Source organism: Pseudovibrio sp. Alg231-02, from assembly GCF_900143565.1.
GTDB lineage: Bacteria > Pseudomonadota > Alphaproteobacteria > Rhizobiales > Stappiaceae > Pseudovibrio.
In genome coordinates this window covers 305,360-324,423 of record NZ_FREX01000001.1, presented here as the reverse complement: position 1 = coordinate 324,423, position 19,064 = coordinate 305,360, and the positions used below count along the sequence as shown (strand labels likewise).

Below are 19,064 nucleotides of genomic sequence, written 5' to 3'. Positions count from 1 at the left end.
AGTCCCGGGTTCATAACATTCTCTCGAAAGCGATAAGCCTAGCCGCCTGTCAGCTCTTCCAGCTCAGCGGACATCTTCAGCCAGTTCTCTTCGGTCTCTGCCAGCACCTTCACATAGGCAGCACGGCGGATGGCGTGTTGTTTTGCCTTGTCCGGAGCCTCGGTGTAGATGCGTGGATCAGCCAGCAGGGCATCAAGCTTTTTGATGTACTTCTGGTACTTGGAGATCTCTTTTTCCGCAGCTTCAATGTTCTTCTTCAGCGGTGCGGTTTTGGCACGGCGTTCAGCAGCTTCCTTACGGCGTGCCTGTGCATTCGCTTTCTCGCTGTCCTCCTCAACCGCGACCTTGGACTTGGAGCCACCGTCGCCCTTTAAGATCAGCTTGCGGTACTCCGCCATGTCGCCGTCGAAGTTTCTTACACCACCATCGGCAACCAGCCACAACCGGTCTGCACAGGCCTCTACCAGATGCCTGTCATGGCTGATGAGAATGACCGCACCGTCATAATCGTTGATCGCATGCACAAGGGCTTCGCGGCTGTCGATATCAAGGTGGTTGGTCGGCTCATCAAGAATGACAAGGTTCGGTCCATGGAACGTGGCAAGGCCCAGCAGCAACCGGGCTTTCTCACCACCGGAAAGATCCTTGGCAGGGGTCAGCATCCGGTCTGTCGGCAAACCAAACCGATCCACACGAGCGCGGATTTTGGATTCCAGTGCACCCGGCATCAGCGGACGCACATGCTCAATCGGGTTGCTTTCGGGCATCAGGTCATCCAGCTGATGCTGCGCAAAAAACGCAGTGCTCAGCTTGGTGGCCTTAGTCATATCACCAGACATCAACCCAAGACGCCCGGCAATCAGCTTGGCGAAGGTCGATTTACCGTTACCATTGGCACCAAGAAGAGCAATGCGGTCGTCATGGTCAATGTTCAGCGTCAGGTTCTTCAGGATCACCGTGTCATCATAGCCAACAGAAGCCTGTTCCAGCTTGATGATCGGCGGAGAAAGCTTGGCCTCAGGCTGCGGAATGTGCAGCTCCAGTCCTGAACCTTCATCCAGCACGGAAATTGGCTGCATCTTCTCAAGCATCTTGATGCGAGACTGCGCCTGCTTCGCTTTGGTAGCCTTCGCGCGGAAACGGTCAACGAAGCTTTGAATATGCTTGCGTGCCTTTTCCTGCTTATCAGCCGCCTTCTTCTGCAGCAAAATGGTTTCACGGCGCTGACGGTCAAAACTGTCATAACCACCGCGATAGAAGGTGAGCTTGCCACCATCCATATGCACGATGCTGTCGACCGCATTGTTCAAAAGGTCGCGATCATGGCTGATCAGAACAACCTGATACGGATAACGCGCAATGAAGTTCTCCAGCCACATCGTACCTTCAAGGTCGAGGTAGTTGGTCGGCTCGTCAAGCAGCATCAGGTCTGGCTTGGAAAACAACAGGGCCGCAAGCGCAACACGCATACGCCAACCACCGGAGAAGTTGGCACACGGCTGTTGCTGCTCGTCGTAAGAAAAGCCCAGTCCGCTCAGGATCGCAGAGGCCCGCGCTTCAGCGCTGTGGCTCTCAATATCGACAAGTCGCGTATGGATCTCCGCAATACGGTGTGCATCTTCAGCTGTTTCGGCCTCAGCCAAAAGAGCGGTGCGTTCCGTATCAGCCGCCAGAACCACTTCCAAAAGCGTTTCCTGCGTGCCCGGCGCTTCCTGAGCCACCTGACCCACGCGCGCCTTTTGCGGCATGTGCACACTGCCGCTCTCAACGGACAGCTCACCGCACAGCAGCTTGAACAGCGTAGACTTGCCAACGCCGTTGCGCCCGACAAGACCGGTTTTCGCACCACTTGGAATAGTAACGGAGGCATTGTCGATCAAAAGACGCCCGGCAATGCGATATGTAAGATTAGAAACCTGAAGCATGCCACGCTGTTTGCCCGCAAACCTCTTGTTGTGCAAGGGGGAACCAATCCAATTTTTAAGTTTTTCTGATACTGGCGTGGTTTCAGGAAGCAAGATTAAATTTGATCAGGCGTAATTTCTCGAAAAATAATCCAAGCAGTATCGAACTTGCTCGGGACTTACAGTCGAATTGAATGCCCATGAACGTATGGTTCGCTCAAAAGACGGCTGAAAGATATCAAGTATTTCTTCTGTGCCGACTTTCCTCATTTGCATGAGAATATCCAATATTTCAGATTTGAGTTTGGCTAAGTTGATCAATTCAGATCGATAGCTCTCTGCATCAAATACTAAGTCGCGCTCTTCATTGAACGATGCGCTGGAATATGTTGTTTGCAATTCATGCATTACTGAGATGATCGACGTTGCAATTTGCTGATCGCCATACTCCAGATAACCACAAAGTGAATCCATGTAACGACGTGGATCTTTAAGGTCTCTGAAGCCAATTTTATTAATTTCTTTAATTGAGATTTCGGGTTCGCTTGCTTCTTCTCTACGGTTTATTTCGTTGACTAATCGGTCGTAATGAGATGCGAGAAGGTCAATAAACTTACTGAGGTCTACAAGATCAAAAGGCAGGCGAGCACGATACATTTCCGCTCGTCTGTGACGTTCGTACTCGGCTTGCTCTTGGGCTGTGGTGGTTTGTTGTTTTATTGCCAAAACTGAGAGCAGAGTAATTATCGCAACAATAACAGTTGCAGCAACGCCTAGTGCCGCCACTAGAAAGTCTTCTGATGGTGAGATGTCGATGGTAGCACCTCTTAGCACTCCGAATACCGACAGGGCTCCGTAAGCCGAAAAAGTAATGAAGGTGAGCGCAAATACCGCGAAAAAAAACAGCAAAAAAATATGCCACCAGTCAAAAGACGAAAAATTGATCTTCAAAATACCTAACCCATTAGAATTAAATCAGATTTAGCTTTCTAATTTAATGTATTTTCTTTACTTCAATCAATGAAAGAAGTGCTTTCTTTTAGGCTTGGAGAGAGCAACTCCTACCTCTTCCCATACCTGAACGCCTCCGCCACAAAGTGCTCGACTGGATCACGCGGATAATCGCCATCGGAAGGCACCCACAAACACCGGTTTCCCTCAAATGAGAGCACATCGCCATAAAGGGCGCGCATGTCGGCGATGAGCGTTGTCTGGCAGTGCACGAACAGGCCGAGCTGATCGCCGAACTTTGGTTTCCAGTGAAGGCGCACCGTGGTGCCGCCATGTTTTGGCAAAGGGCGATAGGAAGGCTCACCCCACTTCAGGGTCTCTGTCAACGAGGAGGGGCCATATAAGCGCTGGGCGCAGTCCAGGATAAGCGAGCGCAGGTCCAGCAGGCGGACGCGTTTGTCCTTAGGGTAAGCGGCAAACACCGCCGCAACGTCATCAGGCAAGGGCGCCTGAGCGGACTGTTTGCCGGGCTTTGTAACACGCTCCATAAATGCATCCCTGAAAAGATCATGATCAATGCCAGATCATAATTGACCTCTTCAGGGAGAAACAAGAGCACACGCCCGATTATCAGGCGAAATCAGCTGCCTTTCGTCAGGCGGTAATCATGTCTTCTTCTTTTGCCATCCATTGACCGGTCTCACGCTGGAAGTAGATCATGTCCAGCGCCGCAGGCGTTCGGCCCAGCTGGGTCAGCATGGCATGCACCTGTCCGCGGTGGTGGGTCTGGTGGTTGAAGAAGTGGAACAGCGCAGCGCCAAGGGGCTGCTGCATCACCAGTGGCTTGCGCACAGTGCGATAGATCATGGTGCGCAGGAAGTCTTTCTCCTGCATCTGATCAATCACCGAGCAGATACGATCGTCCAGCAGACGGCGCTTTTCCTGCAAGGTTGCAAGGTCGCCGGTCAACTGTTCGTCAAGGCTATCAATCGGGTCGCCCTGGCCGGTAAAGCGATAGAGCCAGACCTTATCTGCCACATACTGGTGATCCATGGTGCCATGAATGGAATTGAAATAAACGCCAAGATCACGGTGGTACTCTTCCGCAGTGATCTGGTCGCATTCCTGAAGCAATAGATCGTTAGCCCACTTGTTATAGGAGGCATACATTACAAATGCTGCTTTCATAGGGGTGTCCTCTTGCTATGTCTGTTGCAAGAACAATGCACGCCTTTGAACCTCTATAAATTGACCCATCTCAAACAAAACCAGCCGTAGGGGGAGACGTGTAGTCGCAACCCGAAAGACGTAGTTATCTATGCTGCGCCAGAACCTGTTGGAACCTCAACCCTTTTCGCCAAAAGCCTGCATTCGCGACATTGCCTCCTTGGGAAAACCTCCCCTTAAAATCAAAGGGGCTCATAAGGAAGAGGCGGGAGGGGTGCCTCGGAGCAGGGCTGATAACAGCATTGCAACCGTCATCAATGAGTCATAATCGCCTGTTTTCTGCAGTTTTCACGCAGGACAACGTGGGAATACGGATATACCCTCTTGCTTTTTAAGGGAGAGTTTAAGTATATCTCGCGCGAACCTTTGTGGCGCTTTGTTAAGGCGCTACAGGAAAAAGATTTTTAATGAGAGCTGCCCTTCGGAAGCTCGTGACAAACTGCAGGTAATAACGATGGCGATTGAACGCACGTTTTCCATGATCAAGCCGGACGCAACCAAACGCAACCTGACCGGTGCTATCACCGCTAAGCTCGAAGAAGCTGGCCTCCGCGTTGTTGCATCCAAGCGCGTTTGGATGTCCCTGCGTGAAGCAGAAGGTTTCTATGCAGTACACAAAGAGCGTCCATTCTTTGGTGAACTGACAGAATTCATGTCTTCCGCTCCAACCATCGTTCAGGTTCTGGAAGGCGAAAACGCAATCGCGAAAAACCGTGAAGTCATGGGCGCTACCAACCCTGCAGATGCTGCTGAAGGCACCATCCGTAAGGAATTCGCTCTGTCCATCGGCGAAAACTCCGTACACGGTTCTGACGCTCCTGAAACAGCTGCTGAAGAAATCGCTTACTGGTTCTCCGGCACCGAAGTCGTAGGCTAATCTAGCTCATCGATTTCAGCTGTCTGCTGAATTCAAAAAAGGCCTGCTTGATGCTTGATTGCGTCAGGCGGGTCTTTTCTTGTTAAAAATTCCATCGCATCGTCAGGCAGTTCATAAAAGTTACTGGATAAACTCAGGTTTGCGCTGGGCACCCTTGCTTCGGACACAATTTTAAAATTAAGTCCGCGCGCACGTGGGAAAACGGAACGCGAGATAAATTCATGAATATTAATGCAAAATCGCTTCTTTTAGGGGCATCTCTGGCACTGGTGGCAAGCGCGGCAACCGCTCAGGACCATACTCGTCCTTATTTGAGTCTTGATGCTGCAGGCAAAGGCGTAAGCGCCTGTGTGGCTCTGGCAAAGGAAAACGGTTGGAACATGTCCATCGTTATTCTGGATCGGGGAGAGGATGTTGTGGCGTCTGCACGCATGGATGAGGCTCTGCCTGCCAGCTACAAAGGCGCAACGCTCAAGGCAAACACATCTTTGTCCTGGGGCATGCCAACAGAGCAGGTGAACGAGGTTCTGGAGAAGGCACCGGTCTTCAAACAGTTCCCGGGTATTCTTGGCATTGCAGGCGGCCTGCCAATCATTGTGGGTGAAAGTGCTCTGGTGGGCGGTATCGGTGTTGCGGGCAGCTCCATGGAAAATGACGCAGCCTGCGCAAAGGCAGCTGTAGAAGCCATGCGCTGATCTCAGCAAACCGAGTGAATTTAGCAAAGCCAGTTCCGTTTGTGCGGAGCTGGCTTTGTTTTTGCGCTATCTCTGTCTCAAAGGCACGAGGCCAGCCTCAGGAGTTACATCCACATTTGCGGGTGGTCCTGGCCTGACAACTCAGGAGCCGCACCGGCTTTCACTTCTGCATACCACTCAGAAACCTGAAGGAAGACCGGGAAGACCTGCTTCAGATGCGTCACGTCAATGTCGCTGTCTGGAATGCGGATTTCGCCATAGGCTGAGGAATGAGCAACCTCAAGGCCAAAGGTCAGATTGTAACCCGCCACATCCAGCGTATTGCTGTTTTGCAGCAGTTCCGTGAGAACACGGGTATCAGTTGGCAAGTCATTGAAGAGAATGCGGAGCACGCATGTTTCTGTGGTCTGATCAAAGCCGAATACCAGAGAGAAATTCTGATTAATTTCAAGCACGAGTTCGCCGTCGAGGTCATCCTCCAGCATCGGGCTTAAATCAATGCTTTCAAGGAATTCATTAGCGGCTGTTTGAAAGTTCGACACGGGTGCTCCTTTAAACGGGATGTTTGATTTGAACTCTGTCTAACAGAGACAATCAACCCACAGGCGTGCCAAAGGGCACATCACGCCTCTCAGCTTTCCATATGCTTTGTCTCAAGAACGCGCTCAAAGCGCCGCTAAAAGACAAAACTAAGGGAACTAGGCATGGGAATTCCGACGGTCGCGGCATCGACAACTGTCCAACCTATTGAAACTACATCTGTAAATCAGGCAAACACCAATGCCGCTGAAAACACAGCCGTAAAATCGACTGAAGTGCGGAGCCAGGATGGCGGCCTGTTTAAAATTGTTGCATATGTCAGAGAAAAAATCTCAGGCTCTTCCCATCACAGCTTGGCAGCACGTGTAAACACGCCGGCAGAGGGCAGAGAGACCCAGAGCGTCCTCACCCGCATCAAGGCGTTCTTCACGGGCAGTTCACGTGCATCCCAAGCGGAAACCGCTCCGGCTGCAGCGGGTGCCACCAAGCAGTTGGTGAACACAAAAACGGCTCAGTTTACCGAAAACAACAAGAGCCTTGCGACATCCGTCGAAAACATCAAGGAGCGCGCTGAAACCCATGTAAGACCAGCTGCAAAGCACACAGTTGAACAACTGCTGGGAGCCGAGGTGCGTGGCGACAGGTTCGTCTTCGAGATCAAAGCAAACGGAGGCATCAACGAAGCGTTTGATCGGTTGGATGCAAAGATTGCAGAAAATCCTGATGATATCAAAGGTATCGCAAAGGCTTCCAAAGCACTGAACAAAGACATCCAGAAGGAAGTCATCTCAGCTTACAAACTGGCAGCGTCTACTGAAGGGGCAACACTATCCAAGAGTGATATTAAAACGCTGAAGAAAGAGTTTCAGCAGCACATGTCCGCTCACATAACCCAGTCATTGAACAAGACTGAGGCCAACTGGCAGACCACGACTGAAACCGTCAAGCTGGATGTGGCAACGCAAAGAGAACTGGGTGCCTCTGGCGATGCTGCACTGACAGAGCGCTCCTTCACAGCCACCACCACCCCAGCAGCAAAACTGGAAGTTTTGGCAGGGGGCTATCAGGCCGATGAGAAACACGGCATCAGCTCAACGGCAACCTCTGAAACAGATCACGCGGTAAACCTGTGGGTCAGCGAGCTGAAAGGCGAAACCACCTCCTACGCAGCGGTCCGTCATGGCGTGAACTTCCCGTTCGGCGTCAAACATGATGCTGAGCTGGCCACAAAGGGCGCAGACACCCGAACCCAGGAAGTGGTAACAGCAGCAGCATCCACCAAAGCAGCTGACATTGTAGCATGGCGCACAGATCACCCGGGAGAGCCTTTCCCGCTGAAAATTGTTTCAACCTCACTGCTGACCGCAGCATCCAAGGCAAAGACCTACGAGACTGGTCAGCAGGAAGCATGGGGCCGCGCACAGGGCGAGCAAACCATCACGGTAGACTTGCCGGGAGAAGGCATAACTGAAGTCAATGTAGAGGTCGAAGTGCTGCCGTTCAGCATGGGCGTCAACGGCTTTGCGAAACTGGGATTGTTCTCTGGCTCCATCGGCAAACATCTGGGGGATCGTCTCACCGGCTGGAAATGGGCTGACAACCACAACGAACCGCTCATTGGTAAACTGGACGAAATGGTGGAGCAGGCTAAAGCCGATGCAATAGGGGCCAACGATCCAGGTAAAGTTGCCCGTCTTGACAGTTACAGCACCCAGCTGCATGAGGCGGTCAATGATGGCAAGCAGCGCCGTTCCGCAGGCAATGCGTATGGTGTTGCCGTTCTGGTCAACCTGATTGCCAATGAAACCGGAGCCGTTCCTGCAATCAACTGCATGTCCGGCAAGGATCGTACAGGCTATCTGGATGCAGCCGTCAAAGCGCGTCTCATGGAAGTGGAAAGCCTGAATGCAGGTCGTCCGCAAAATGATAAGTCGATTGTGCCACAGATTTACGGACAGCGCACAGAAGCGCAAAACGCTCTGATGAGCCTGTCCTCTGAGGTGATGGGCGGTAAGACCGTGCAAAAAGCCTGCACCGGTGTGGCTGGCTATAAGGTTGGTGAAGGCGGAATGTTTAAAGTTCAGGCCAACCTGGACAACGTGCTCGATTCCAAAAGTCTGTTGGGCTTGTCTGCTGCCGTTAAGGCGTAACCAACACTACCCCTCAAAGCAAAAGCAACATCAAGAGCGGCCTCAGTGCCGCTCTTTTTTGTGGAGCAAAGGAAGAGACTTCCTGATCCCATACGTGAAAGTGGAAGCTGAACACTGGACCTCGTTATCACTGGGGTATTGGGGAACACCCCAGCAAATCACAAGGGGCTGCGACAATCTGTCATTATACCTTAGCCGGAGAGACAGGCGCCAAAACGCGGCGAAATCGGCTATGGGTTTTTGCATAACAGTTTGATATGCATCAGTAATGTGTGGGTGAAGGAGGTGATATAATGCCCAAAACCCAAGGAAGACCCTTGGTAAAACTATGATTGATTAAAATTTCAATCAATATATATAGTGATCGCTATGGAAATGGAAAAAGCCCCCCGCGGTCGACCCCGTCGGTTGGATAAAGAAAAAATACTGGAGATCGCAAGTGTCCTGTTCTGGCAACAGGGCTATGAGGCGACTTCGATAAATGAGCTAGTCACTGCCATGGGTATTACACCACCAAGTCTGTATGCAGCGTATTCCTCCAAGGAGGAACTGTACCTGGCTGCAATCGACAGGTATTCGGCAAGCTATGGCCGGCAAATGCTGTCTGGCCTTGCTCTGCATTCCTGTGTTTATGAAGCAATCCGGACCGTTCTTTATGAATGTGTGGAGGTTTTCGTCGGTGGAGACCATCCTTCTGGTTGTATGATCGCTACCGGATTGGTCGAAAGTTCTAATGCTCAAGGCGCATTGGCACGTAAATTGGCTGATTTGCGACAGCAAACCATCAAGATCATCGCAGATAAGTTTAAAGCCTGTGAAACCCAGTTTGTCGAAGGAACTGACCTTCCGGCCCTTGCCAGCTTCTTTGGCGCCACAATTCAAGGCATGGCTGTTCAGGCAAGAGACGTTAACTGCCCGACAGAACTGCATAAAATCGCAGAACACAGTTTGAGCGTACTACAGGCATCTCGTCGTTTCTGATAAAGGAAATGGCGCAAAAATTGCGTTATTAGGCGTGAGTTGCTAATAAAATTACGTAATCACGCCTTTTTTATTTTGCAATATTACGCAAACTAAAGAATGTCATTTACATAATATATCAGAGTATCGTGAATGATACTGTTAAGGGTATTTCCCATGCACTCTTGAGTTTGTTGTTCCAAGCCTCCTGTCACCTATGCTTTTGGTATGGATTGCCCAACACCAAGGGAGGCTGACGATGGATAGTGATACCATTAACTTCACCGAGACGTTCCCACAGTCAATGCAGGAAGCACTCAAAGCATCCCTCAAAGTATTCTGGCGCCTCGGTGTGCACCGCACGTCCATTGATGATGTGTGCCGCCAGTCAGGTGTTTCCTATCATTTCCTCAATGAGAACTTTGAGAGTAAAGAACATCTCTATCGCACTGCAGTGATGTGGTACCTGGATCAGTACGGAAGACAGCTCCTGTCAGAGTTTGCGCTTCACTCCAATCCCACGGAAGCCCTGCGCGGTGCGCTCTACGAATGCATCGGACTGTTCTGCAACAAGCAGTGTGAGCACGCCAAGCTGTTGTCCTACGCTCTGGCTGCCGTCAACAACAGTGACCGGATCCTGATCTCGGAGCTGCTGTCTCTGCGCCGTAAGGTCTACGCCACCATCTTGATGAAGCTGAACAGCAACAAGACCCACTTGAAGGACACAGCAGACATACCTGTGCTGGCGCGCTTCTACATCACAACGCTCAGAGGCCTCGCCAGTCAGGCAGCAGACGGCATCCCAAGCGATGAGCTCTACCGCGTGGCAGATTTAAGCCTGGAGCTGCTGGAAGCCTACCGAAAATGAGTACGCCCAGCACATTTCGACCGAAGAGCCTGACAGAAATGAACATCTGTCAGGCTCTTTTTTTAGGTGAGGGTGCCTGTCAACTTTTGCCCTCCTAGAGTTGTATTTTTTCAAAAGGCTTTTTGAACTGAAGCTTTGGAGCAGGCAATCATGGCTCGTCTCAGCCTGCCGCTTTAATCTGGACACTCAATTGCCCTGATTGACTTTGTAACAGGCTTCTATTTCGCTGCGACAAACCATCGAAATCTTGCCACAATCGAAGACAGCAGACGTTAGGTCATACTCCTTTAGCAGAACAAAGAATCGATAAAATAAATCGTAATAATATAACACCACAACAGTTGGTTACATCATTTTTCACTAAAGCTGAGGCAAACCGCTCCTCTTTGTTAAGGATAGATTTCGTTCGCCTGAGGGTAAGTTGCTGCATACGTAAATGGGCCTAAGATTGAATGCTCGTTCAATAAAGATACGGGAGATTTTCGATGCAAATCGAGACCGTTAAGACGAACCGACCGACCCCGATCAGTTTGACAAAAACCTTCGAAGCCTCCATCCACGAGTTCTCAAATTTTGGGGTGGAAGCAACGTCGCTTGGGCAAATCAGTACAGCGACGGGCGTTCCAACAGAGCGTTTATCCAAGACCTTTCATGACACGGCCAATCTGTTCTCGAATGTGGTCAAATGGTATCTGACCAGATACGAACATCAGATCCTTTCCGGCTTTGCCATGCATTCCAACCCTGTCGAAGCCATCCGTATTGCCCTTTACGAATGCATTGAACTGTTTTGCGAAGATGACTGCCCACATGGCAGTTTGCTCTCTGTTGAGCTTATGGAGATTTCTGATACCGACGGCGTCATCGCCAAAGAAATGGCGCACCTCAAAGAGCAGGTCCACGGACGCATCTATCAAAAACTGGAGAACTGCAAACAGCGCTTCACCTCGGGTTTTAGACCTAATGAGCTTGCAGAGTTCTATACCGAAGTCATGGCGATCCTCATTAAGCAGGCTTGTGATGGGGTAGATCGCACCGACCTGTATAATCTCGCTGATGCCAGCCTTGAAAGATTGGAGAACCAGCCTGTCATACACTAATGCATGTGAGCAAAAACGATCAGAACAAGCGGACTGGCAGCCCTCAGTGTCAGTCCGCTTTTTTGTGAAATAAAACGCTCAAATCCGGCACGAAATGAGGCTGCGAAAAGGCGAAATACTCAATTTGTCCGGATCTTGTCTATCAGGCCTTAATCGTAATTTTCCTAGCATTAATAATCAGTTGTTCTTTATCCATGGCCGCGTAATATGTACTTATGCCTATAAAGGATGAAATGCACGTGGAAACAATATCTCCGGACATAGAGGCCATGTTGGAAGCCTCGGTCAAAATGTTTTGGAAGCGCGGCTATGATGCCACTTCCCTAGATGATGTCGTGGACGCCATGGGCGTTCCTCATGAATTTGTAGAAGGGGCATTTTCCAATAAGGAAGAACTCTATGCAGCAGCCACAAGGTGGTACCTGCAAAACTATGGCCGCAGGCTGCTTTCTGGCTTTGCCATGCATTCCAACTGCTGTGATGCCATTCGTGTCGCCCTTTACGAATGTGTCGATGTGCTCTGCGATAAAACAGAGTCAGACGGATGCCTTCTGTCATCTGGCTTACTGGAGATCTCCACCCAGGACAGTATTCTGACCAGAGAGATCACCGATCTGCGCAACACCATGGTGGGCGCGATTACGCGAAAACTCACCGATTGCAAAGAAAGCCTCAAGACCGGCACTGATATCGAAACGCTCGCCCGCTTTTATGCCGCAACCCTGCAGGGACTGGCCAGTCAATGTAAGGATGGCGCCAAAAAAGAACAGCTCTATCGCGTGGTTGATATGAGCATGAAAGTTCTGGATTCCTACCGCATCAATTAAAAGGTTATCTTTATGTTCTCTGTCGATATGAGACTTGGAACATAGGGTGAACATAATGAATTTTGAGGCGTGTCAGGGCACTTCAAAAGATAACCCAATCGCGATCGTTTCTAATCCTTTACAGATGGTGAAAGTTATAGGCGCAGTAAGCCCTATGTCTTTGCAATGTTGTTTCCCATGTGACCAAAACAGCGTTGAGGAGACCCTCCGACACCATATACTCGCGGCTATGAGACCGTGCGATAAGATAGAAGGCGGAAACGTAACTCCTGAAGCGGAAAGGCTCTTCGACCAGTGCGTCAAAGTCTTTCTCCTTAAGGGCTACGAAACCTGCACTCTGGATGATATTGGTGAAGCAGCTGGATGCTCGGGAGACTGCGTGAAGGAACACTTCACATCTAAGCAGGAACTCGCAGCTGCAGCTATGCGCTGGTACTACATCAAGTACAGCCGCCACATGCGCGCAGAAATGGCCATGCACCAGGATATCTATTCGGCCATGGAAGCGGTGCTGTTTGCCTTCATCGAAATCAGCTGCGATCAGGTCCATGCCAACAAAGGCCTGTTTGTCCGCACGTTTATAGACATCTCCAATGTTGATGAGTTCGTCAAAAACTCCTTCGAAGAACTGCAGGATGATTGGGAACATCAGGTTCTCGACAAGTTCAAGCAATGCCAGCTGGAGCTCAAGGACGATGCTGACATCGAGGTGTTGGCACACTACTTCCTGACAGTGATTGAAGGCCTTTATGAGCTGATCAAATACGGAACCCCGTGTGATCTGATGTACAAGGTTGCAGTTGTGAGCCTCGGCGTTCTGGAAGCGCATATGAAGACCGGCCAGCCCAAGAAAAAGAAGGGCTCCAAGAAGAAATCAAAGTGAGGCCTCTGCCTTCTCACCGCCCATTGCCTTAGCTCTTTACAGAAGATGAAAGAAATCCACCAAGACGGGAGAGACCTCTTCTGTACTCATTTCCCATAGCGGGAAAACGAGATTGCTGCCCCCCAACCAAAACGTATACTGGCGCCATGTCCTCATTAGATCCCATACGCGATGGTGAATTGTCACCTGAACTCGAAACCGCCTTAGATTCCTGCGTGAAGGTTTTTATGCTGCAAGGGTTCCAGCATTCCACATTGGAAGACCTTGCTGTTGCAAGCGGAAGCTCAAGAGACTTTATCGAGAAGCATTTTGCCACCAAAGAGCAGTTTTGTGCAGCTGCCATGCACTGGTACTTCTCCAAATTCTATCGCCAGCTCCGGTCTGTGCTCGCGCTCCACTCAGAACTGTACCCGGCAGTTGAAGCTGTGCTTTACGAGTTTATTGAACTCTCCCGAGAGCAATATGATGCTGGCACTGCCATGCGGTTCCATACCCTCATGGACATTGCAGAGCTGGACCCGGAATTGTCGGAGGAGCTGCGCAAGATGAAGCTCGAAGGCATGGAGCACTTCATCTACAAATTCACCCAGTGCAAAGGCGAGCTTCAAACCGATGACGAAGCCACATCACTGGCCAAGTTCTACGCAACGATCTTTGAGGGCCTTTCCATCATGGTACAGCACGGCATGTCCCATGAAGACCTTTACAAAATGGCAAATCTAAGCCTGGAAGTTCTGGCCAACCATTTGAAAAAAGGCATCAATTTCTGAAGGCGTTTCTCCGCAGCATGATGACTGCTTCTCAGGTGAAGACACGCAAGACCTGTAAACTCAAAAACACGACGCATCAGGTTCAAATCCTTCCATTGCTTTTAAAGGTCTCTTTGCACTGCCACGGTTCTTCTTTGCAGACCTGACACTGCGCTCATATATTAGAATGGCGTTCTAACTTGAGATAGAGCGGTACTCTCGTCAGGGTTGGAATGGTGTTCTAGTGGCCAATGAAAACAACAGATATCAATCCATACTGGATGCTGCGCTGGAGCTGTTTTTAAAACAGGGCTACACAAGCACCTCGATTGCACAAATCCGCAACAAAAGCGGCGCGACGACCGGCAGCATCTATCACTTCTTCAAGGGAAAACCGGATATCGCCGTAGCGCTATGGGATCAGGCTGTTGCCGGTTGGACCAGAGAGACACGCAACACGCCTCAAACCGCTAGCGCTGAAGACACCATCAAAGCCTCCGTCAATGGCTTGCTGCGGTGGGGCAGTGCCAATCCTGATCTGTTTCGCCTCTTTGAGGAGCTGAAGGTCAAAGCCCAGACGGAAGATGAGTTCGAAACCATCAAGCAACAGATGGAGAACGTTCATTTGCAGGGAGAGGCGCTCTATGCCACCTGGCAAGTGCTGGGAGCTGTGAAACCCATCCCGTGGTCCGTTGCCTCCGCACTCATCGTAGGCCCGGCCTACACGCTGTTAAGCACAGAGCGGGTTGTCTGTGATAAAGACAGGCAGTTTCTGGTGAAGATGGCATGGGAAGCGGTGAGGAAGTAAGAGACCCACCCACACGCACTAAAACGACCCCAGCACCTTGATGATCTGCTCGCGGGTGTTGGGAGTAAAATGCAGCGCCCGCCATCCCATATCCAACGCGGACATAATGTTCTCTTCCCGGTCATCAATCAAAAGCATCCGGTTGGCGGGAACCTTAAGGGCCTTGGTAACATGTATGAAAAACTCGGCGCTGGGCTTGGCCACCCCCATACGCCCGGAGGCAAACACCGTCTCCACACGATCCTTGTAACCCATCTGCTCTTCGATATAGCGCGTACGCCGCGCCCCGTTGTTGGTCGCAATCACCTGGCGGACATGGGTCTTGGTAAGCTTGCGCATTAAGGCCAGCAGATCAAAGTCCGGGTGGGCGTCCTTTTCAAACCAGTACAGCAGGAAATGATCAAGGTCGCCGGGATAGCCGGTCTTATCCGCCCAACGGGAGAGAAGGTCTCTGAGATCCTCATGCCCAACCAGAACCTCGTTAAAGTCATCCGTAAACATCTCCTGAGCAAAGGTGTGCCATGAGATGCCGAGATCCTCTTCAAACTGCTGCACCCAGATAAAGCGGTCATTGATAATGTTACGATTGAGAACCCCGTCAAAATCCCACGCAATTACGTCGATATCCTGCAACATGGACTGCCTCAAGCTTCAAACCATTCCCTATGAAAGACCAGAACAGGCACCTCTTGCAAGCATTAGGAAATATAGGAACACCGCAAAGACCGCGCAGGACCTCAAGAAATCGTCAATTCAAGAATTTTTTGCCTGCGCTTTCTTGACAATTTGAGTGTTACCCGCGATCTGTCTGTGCAACGAGAACAAGTCTAGAACACCAGTTTTATTGAGTACGCCACGCATGTCTAAGCCCGAAAAACCACAAAGGTTTGCCTCCGCATGTCCACACGATTGCCCGTCCACCTGCGCAATCGAGGTCGAAGTACATGCAGATGGGCGTGTAGGCCGTATTCATGGCACCCGTGACAACGACTATACCGCTGGCGTCATCTGCGCCAAGGTTGCCCGCTATTCTGAGCGCTTGCATCATCCTGACCGCCTGACCAAACCTTTGCGCCGCACAGGGCCGAAAGGCTCCGGCCAGTTCGAAGAGATCAGCTGGGAAGAGGCACTACAGGAAGTCTCCCGGAAATTCCTGGAGGCTGAGAAGAAACACGGCCCGCAAACCGTCTGGCCATACTTCTTCGCCGGCACCATGGGTCTTGTACAGCGCGACAGCATCAACCGCCTGCGCAACGCCAAAAGTTATTCCGGCATGTACCAGACCTTCTGCACCAACATGGCGTGGACTGGCTACATCGCTGGCACCGGCAAGCTCGCTGGGCCGGACCCGCGCGAAATGGCGCTTGCCGACGCTGTGGTGATCTGGGGCACCAATCCGGTGGCGACGCAGGTCAACGTCATGACCCACGCCATCAAGGCCCGCAAGACCCGTAAAGCCAAGATCGTTGTCATCGATGTCTATAAGACCGAGACAATGAAACAGGCAGACATCGGCCTTGTCCTGAAGCCGGGTTCCGACGCCGCACTCGCTTGCGCTGTCATGCATGTTTTGTTCCGCGATGGCTATGCCGACCGCGCTTACATGGAAAAATACGCCGACGCACCTGCCGAACTGGAAGAGCACCTGAAGACCCGCAGCCCTGAGTGGGCCAGCGAGATCACAGGTCTTTCCGCAGAGCAAATCGAAGAACTCGCAAAACTGGTTGGCGAAACAAAGAAAACCTATTTCCGCCTTGGCTACGGCTTCACCCGCCAGCGCAACGGCGTGGTCTCCATGCACGCCGCCAGCTGCATTGCGGTTGTTGGTGGCCACTACCAATATGAGGGTGGCGGCGCATTTCATAACAACGGCGCCATCTACGGTCTCAACATGGCCATGGTCGAAGCCCACTCGCTCCACGACAGCTCCATCCGCAAACTCGACATGTCTCAGGTAGGCCGGGTTCTTACAGGCGACAGCGAAGCGCTCATGGATGGCCCACCAGTCACCGCCATGCTGATCCAGAACACCAATCCGGTGTCTGTAGCTCCTGAGCAGACCCTCGTGAAAGAAGGCTTTGCCCGCGAAGACCTGTTCACCGTGGTCCACGAGCAGTTCATGACTGAAACTGCCCTCATGGCTGATATCGTCCTGCCAGCAACCCAGTTTCTGGAACATGACGACATCTACAAAGGCGGCGGACACCAGAATCTTCTGTTTGGTCCAAAACTGGTCGATGCCCCGGGCGAAGCCAAACCGAACCTCTATGTGCTGAACGAACTGATTGAACGCCTCGGAGGGGAAGACCACGAAGCGCACAAGATGACCTCCCGCGAGCACATCGACTGGATGCTCAAAAACTCCAAATATCCGGGCGGCTTGAGCGAGCTGGAAGAAAACCGTTGGCTCGACTGTCAGCCAGACTTCGATGAGGCCCACTACATAAATGGCTTTGGCTATGAGGACGGCAAGTTCCGCTTCAAGCCGGACTGGGCAAAGGTGCCTGCACCAAACAACGGTCCAATGGGCCCATGGCAACAAATGCCAGCCTTGCCGGATCATTGGGACATCAACGAAGCGCCGACCAGGGACTATCCGTTCCGCCTCGCCACATCTCCCTCACGCTCGTTCCTGAACTCTACGTTCAACGAGACCCCAAGCTCCGTGAAGAAGGAAGGCCGCCCAACAGTCATGCTGCACGCGGAAGACGCAGCCGCGCTGGGCGTGGAGGAGGGCGACAAGGTCATCCTCTCCAATCATCGCGGCGAAGTCATCCTGCACGCCTCCGTGGGGGATCGTCCTCAAAAGGGCACGCTGATCGCAGAAGGCATCTGGCCCAATGCTGCACACGAAGGTGGCAACGGCATCAACACCCTCACCAGCGCCGACCAGACCGCTCCCTTCGGCGGCGCTGCCTTTCACGACATCCACGTCGCGGTGCGCAAAGCGTAAGGCAGATATCCTCGACATATTGGGAGCGGTGATCTCGCTCCTTCAATATGCACGTGTGATATTTTCCTCGGTTCACAAAAATTGAACGCATATGTGAACAAAAAAGAGCCCTCATAGTACTAAGCGACACTCTTAACTTCGCCAGGAATCGTAAAGTAGTTCCACTTAGCGAGTTCTGATTGAATTTGATAACTCTGCGTCAAATTCATAATAATAAAGGGTGTGCAATGAGCGGATTAACTATTGGTAACTCTAGTAATTTTCACGGTGCTGTTGAAAATCTGGTAAGTCAGGCTCGTGTCGAGCATGCGACCTCGTTAAATCTAAATACTGACGACTTGATCGTTTCTATTGGCAGTAAACAAGGCAATCCGCAGACAGGGGAACGGATTTACTCCGTTGTAGTTGACACGCCGCAGCACAAGCGTGGTTTGGGGGATAATCTTAAATCTGCAGCAAGTGCGTTGTCGCATGGCCGCCTTGCCAATGTGAAGCAATCTCTCTCCGACGCGACAAAAAACATCGGGAACCTCCTGGGACGAACCCAAAGTGCTCCGGAACAAGCGAAAGAAAACTGGGCTCCTTTTCTGGAACTTGCAGAGCAGACGATTGCAGACACAATAAAGCACGCCTCATCCGGGACCGAGCGTCTCGTTGACCTGAAAGCGATGATGGCCGGCATACAAGCGAGCGTTTTTGACAGGACTGAGTTCAACGAGCACGACGGATCTCATCGCACACTGGGGGATGCCGCCAAAGTCGATATCCGTAGCTTGAAAGCCATGGACGCTGCAGTCTCCAGTGCCCAGAGTCGAATATTGGGGTATGCAAGCAGCACCCGAAGCGCTGAGGGCTCTGGAGTGCAGCAATCGCCTCTTTACGATGTTCCACGCCAGCCACCACAACCTCTATACGATACTCCGCGCCCACAACCGCATCAGTACGATACCCCGCGGCCACAACACCCATACGATCATCTGGAGCCAAAGACGACAGTGGCGCCAACATATGCGCAGTTGAACACAGGGACTGTCTACCAGAACGTGGAAGCTCAGAACTTGGGTGAGAACACCGAAAGCTACTCCGCGCGGCGTACTCTTGAAATCACGAATGGTAATTTGGGAACCAACTTCCAAAGCCTGGATCAACTAAATGATTTCATGGAAGGGAAGGAAGCCTACATCGATGGCTATATGGCTCAACTGCAGACATCAGGCGAGTTCAAAACGTTTGAGTCATATTTCGCTCAGTTCAACAGGCCGGTCGCTCACGTATCCCAGCAGGTGACACCGCCAGTGGAACCAACTGTCACCTATGCTGATATGCAGATCGCACCTGATGAAGACGGTATCGAACAGCCTGAGGCCCAGACTGAGCGGAGCACTGCGACGCAATCTCAGTTCGTGAAACTGGATGACTTGGTGCTGCAAAAGGGTGAACTTCGGATCTGACAAGGCTCACAGGTGGTAGCGTAGGGCCAACTCCGCTTTCAACGCAGAAAAAACGCAAATCGCGCAAACGAACGCACATAGTAACGCAAACGAAAAAAGGCCGGAGGCGGGAGCGCCTACG

General features: G+C 51.4%; 18 protein-coding genes. 12 read left to right on the top strand and 6 right to left on the bottom strand.

Annotated features, from left to right (window positions below):
• Positions 1–38 precede the first annotated feature (38 nt).
• The 4 genes from DHN43_RS01210 to DHN43_RS01195 form a co-directional block, all read right to left on the bottom strand.
• The gene (locus tag DHN43_RS01210; RefSeq protein ID WP_108817970.1) at positions 39–1,925 is read right to left on the bottom strand and encodes an ABC-F family ATP-binding cassette domain-containing protein; all 1,887 of its coding nucleotides are present in this window, start codon (positions 1,923–1,925) and stop codon (positions 39–41) included.
• Between the two features lie 105 nt (positions 1,926–2,030).
• Positions 2,031–2,855: a hypothetical protein gene (locus tag DHN43_RS01205; protein ID WP_108817470.1), complete on the bottom strand. Its 825-nt coding sequence runs from the start codon at positions 2,853–2,855 to the stop codon at positions 2,031–2,033.
• A gap of 110 nt (positions 2,856–2,965) precedes the next feature.
• On the bottom strand, positions 2,966–3,403 hold the full coding sequence (locus DHN43_RS01200) for a DUF1801 domain-containing protein (protein ID WP_108817469.1): 438 nt from the start codon (positions 3,401–3,403) through the stop codon (positions 2,966–2,968).
• A 106-nt stretch (positions 3,404–3,509) separates the two neighbouring features.
• A complete protein-coding gene (locus DHN43_RS01195) occupies positions 3,510–4,043 on the bottom strand; it encodes a DinB family protein (RefSeq protein ID WP_057465351.1) in 534 nt (177 codons plus the stop codon).
• Positions 4,044–4,536: 493 nt separating this feature from the next.
• Between DHN43_RS01195 and ndk the strand changes: the two genes are divergently transcribed.
• Together ndk and DHN43_RS01185 are read left to right on the top strand one after the other, a co-directional pair.
• Positions 4,537–4,959: a nucleoside-diphosphate kinase gene (ndk, locus tag DHN43_RS01190; RefSeq protein WP_057465350.1), complete on the top strand. Its 423-nt coding sequence runs from the start codon at positions 4,537–4,539 to the stop codon at positions 4,957–4,959.
• A gap of 221 nt (positions 4,960–5,180) precedes the next feature.
• Positions 5,181–5,654 carry a GlcG/HbpS family heme-binding protein gene (locus DHN43_RS01185; RefSeq protein WP_057465349.1) on the top strand — a complete coding sequence of 158 codons (474 nt, stop codon included), beginning with the start codon at positions 5,181–5,183 and terminating at the stop codon, positions 5,652–5,654.
• A 104-nt stretch (positions 5,655–5,758) separates the two neighbouring features.
• Here DHN43_RS01185 and DHN43_RS01180 read toward each other — a convergent pair whose 3' ends face one another.
• A complete protein-coding gene (locus tag DHN43_RS01180) occupies positions 5,759–6,196 on the bottom strand; it encodes a hypothetical protein (RefSeq protein WP_057465348.1) in 438 nt (145 codons plus the stop codon).
• A 162-nt stretch (positions 6,197–6,358) separates the two neighbouring features.
• On the opposite strand from DHN43_RS01180, the gene DHN43_RS01175 reads away from it, so the two are divergent.
• From DHN43_RS01175 to DHN43_RS01140, 8 genes are all read left to right on the top strand, one after another.
• Positions 6,359–8,344: an inositol phosphate phosphatase SopB gene (locus DHN43_RS01175; RefSeq protein ID WP_108817468.1), complete on the top strand. Its 1,986-nt coding sequence runs from the start codon at positions 6,359–6,361 to the stop codon at positions 8,342–8,344.
• Between the two features lie 369 nt (positions 8,345–8,713).
• Positions 8,714–9,325, top strand: a complete 612-nt coding sequence (locus DHN43_RS01170; protein ID WP_208980904.1) for a TetR/AcrR family transcriptional regulator — start codon at positions 8,714–8,716, stop codon at positions 9,323–9,325.
• A 238-nt stretch (positions 9,326–9,563) separates the two neighbouring features.
• Positions 9,564–10,172: a TetR/AcrR family transcriptional regulator gene (locus DHN43_RS01165; RefSeq protein WP_063291870.1), complete on the top strand. Its 609-nt coding sequence runs from the start codon at positions 9,564–9,566 to the stop codon at positions 10,170–10,172.
• 485 nt (positions 10,173–10,657) lie between these two features.
• A complete protein-coding gene (locus DHN43_RS01160) occupies positions 10,658–11,272 on the top strand; it encodes a TetR/AcrR family transcriptional regulator (RefSeq protein ID WP_057465344.1) in 615 nt (204 codons plus the stop codon).
• Positions 11,273–11,505: 233 nt separating this feature from the next.
• Complete coding sequence (locus tag DHN43_RS01155; protein WP_244272075.1) at positions 11,506–12,099, top strand: TetR/AcrR family transcriptional regulator; 594 nt, start codon at positions 11,506–11,508, stop codon at positions 12,097–12,099.
• Positions 12,100–12,328: 229 nt separating this feature from the next.
• Positions 12,329–12,982 (top strand): TetR/AcrR family transcriptional regulator, encoded by a 654-nt coding sequence (locus DHN43_RS01150; protein ID WP_108817467.1) that lies wholly within the window; start codon positions 12,329–12,331, stop codon positions 12,980–12,982.
• Between the two features lie 227 nt (positions 12,983–13,209).
• Positions 13,210–13,752 carry a TetR/AcrR family transcriptional regulator gene (locus DHN43_RS01145; RefSeq protein WP_063288464.1) on the top strand — a complete coding sequence of 181 codons (543 nt, stop codon included), beginning with the start codon at positions 13,210–13,212 and terminating at the stop codon, positions 13,750–13,752.
• Between the two features lie 223 nt (positions 13,753–13,975).
• Positions 13,976–14,539 (top strand): TetR/AcrR family transcriptional regulator, encoded by a 564-nt coding sequence (locus tag DHN43_RS01140; protein ID WP_057465341.1) that lies wholly within the window; start codon positions 13,976–13,978, stop codon positions 14,537–14,539.
• An 18-nt stretch (positions 14,540–14,557) separates the two neighbouring features.
• Here the strand turns inward: DHN43_RS01140 and DHN43_RS01135 are convergent, their stop codons facing one another.
• The gene (locus DHN43_RS01135) at positions 14,558–15,175 is read right to left on the bottom strand and encodes an HAD family hydrolase (protein ID WP_063288465.1); all 618 of its coding nucleotides are present in this window, start codon (positions 15,173–15,175) and stop codon (positions 14,558–14,560) included.
• 223 nt (positions 15,176–15,398) lie between these two features.
• Between DHN43_RS01135 and DHN43_RS01130 the strand changes: the two genes are divergently transcribed.
• Together DHN43_RS01130 and DHN43_RS01125 are read left to right on the top strand one after the other, a co-directional pair.
• A complete protein-coding gene (locus DHN43_RS01130) occupies positions 15,399–17,492 on the top strand; it encodes a molybdopterin-containing oxidoreductase family protein (RefSeq protein ID WP_108817466.1) in 2,094 nt (697 codons plus the stop codon).
• A gap of 227 nt (positions 17,493–17,719) precedes the next feature.
• Positions 17,720–18,943, top strand: a complete 1,224-nt coding sequence (locus DHN43_RS01125) for a hypothetical protein (protein WP_108817465.1) — start codon at positions 17,720–17,722, stop codon at positions 18,941–18,943.
• Positions 18,944–19,064: the final 121 nt, after the last annotated feature.

Bases quoted from the DNA above. Each gene is read 5' to 3' on its own strand.
- DHN43_RS01125 (WP_108817465.1), top strand. From the start codon at position 17,720: ATGAGCGGATTAACTATTGGTAACTCTAGTAATTTTCACGGTGCTGTT.
- DHN43_RS01185 (WP_057465349.1), top strand. From the start codon at position 5,181: ATGAATATTAATGCAAAATCGCTTCTTTTAGGGGCATCTCTGGCACTG.
- DHN43_RS01160 (WP_057465344.1), top strand. From the start codon at position 10,658: ATGCAAATCGAGACCGTTAAGACGAACCGACCGACCCCGATCAGTTTG.
- DHN43_RS01155 (WP_244272075.1), top strand. From the start codon at position 11,506: ATGCACGTGGAAACAATATCTCCGGACATAGAGGCCATGTTGGAAGCC.
- DHN43_RS01210 (WP_108817970.1), bottom strand. From the start codon at position 1,925: ATGCTTCAGGTTTCTAATCTTACATATCGCATTGCCGGGCGTCTTTTG.
- DHN43_RS01150 (WP_108817467.1), top strand. From the start codon at position 12,329: ATGAGACCGTGCGATAAGATAGAAGGCGGAAACGTAACTCCTGAAGCG.
- ndk (WP_057465350.1), top strand. From the start codon at position 4,537: ATGGCGATTGAACGCACGTTTTCCATGATCAAGCCGGACGCAACCAAA.
- DHN43_RS01165 (WP_063291870.1), top strand. From the start codon at position 9,564: ATGGATAGTGATACCATTAACTTCACCGAGACGTTCCCACAGTCAATG.
- DHN43_RS01130 (WP_108817466.1), top strand. From the start codon at position 15,399: ATGTCTAAGCCCGAAAAACCACAAAGGTTTGCCTCCGCATGTCCACAC.
- DHN43_RS01195 (WP_057465351.1), bottom strand. From the start codon at position 4,043: ATGAAAGCAGCATTTGTAATGTATGCCTCCTATAACAAGTGGGCTAAC.
- DHN43_RS01135 (WP_063288465.1), bottom strand. From the start codon at position 15,175: ATGTTGCAGGATATCGACGTAATTGCGTGGGATTTTGACGGGGTTCTC.
- DHN43_RS01200 (WP_108817469.1), bottom strand. From the start codon at position 3,403: ATGGAGCGTGTTACAAAGCCCGGCAAACAGTCCGCTCAGGCGCCCTTG.
- DHN43_RS01175 (WP_108817468.1), top strand. From the start codon at position 6,359: ATGGGAATTCCGACGGTCGCGGCATCGACAACTGTCCAACCTATTGAA.
- DHN43_RS01170 (WP_208980904.1), top strand. From the start codon at position 8,714: ATGGAAATGGAAAAAGCCCCCCGCGGTCGACCCCGTCGGTTGGATAAA.
- DHN43_RS01145 (WP_063288464.1), top strand. From the start codon at position 13,210: ATGCTGCAAGGGTTCCAGCATTCCACATTGGAAGACCTTGCTGTTGCA.